Raw genomic sequence first — 787 nt, forward strand, 5'->3', positions numbered from 1 at the left:
CACATTGCTTGACCATGTTCAACACAAGACGCCGGAATAACGCCAGATTCTCAATTGCCCCCTCCAAAACAATCCGTGAATCATCTTCTTTAAAAACAACATCAAGAATATAGTGCTGGCTATTTTCAATTCGCCAATGCTGACGAATGTAATACTCAAGGGATTTATGTCGGGGTGAAAGTGAACTCACATAATATGAGGTGTCTACTGTCCCTTTGCCATTTTGTATCCGGTGACGTTCAACCGCAATAATGCTACGAATGGTTGGCCACCGCTCGGCTATTTCAGGGGGGAAGTCGGTTTTAACTGGAATACCTAGCGCTCTTCACGTCGGCCATGGGCTTCTTGTCTGATTTCTGTTATCACTTGCTCTTTACCCGCATCAAACACGGCCTGAAATTGAGACTGAACCGTGTCCCACAAGTTGGGTTGGTTTTGCTTCACCGGCACAACCACATGCGCTTTCTTTTCACTGATTTTTTCCAGCGTTTCACGCTGACAATGTAAGGCATCAAGGGTCACGATACTGCCTTTTAGATTCAGAATATCCAGCATCTGGCGGACGGTACTGATTTCCCCGCTTTTGGTCGCCGTCGCTTTCTGGCTTAACACCAATCCTGCTTCGGTATCATAGGCAGTGACCAGTTGGACGGCATTTTTCTTGTCATTACGATAGGCACGCCGCAAGACTTTCCCATCAAAAGCGATAACAGATTTGTTCTCCAATTCACGCTGCTCATTGACCCAGTTAAGTAAGGCTTCCAGCAGAGAATCCAGCTCGATAGCA

Annotated in this window: 1 pseudogene; it reads right to left on the reverse strand. The window is 46.5% G+C overall.

Annotated features, from left to right (window positions below):
* A pseudogene (locus tag Xhom_RS25120) lies at window positions 1-787 on the reverse strand (ISAs1 family transposase); the annotation flags it as partial.

This window comes from Xenorhabdus hominickii, from assembly GCF_002632725.1.
Taxonomy (GTDB): Bacteria; Pseudomonadota; Gammaproteobacteria; order Enterobacterales; family Enterobacteriaceae; genus Xenorhabdus; species Xenorhabdus hominickii.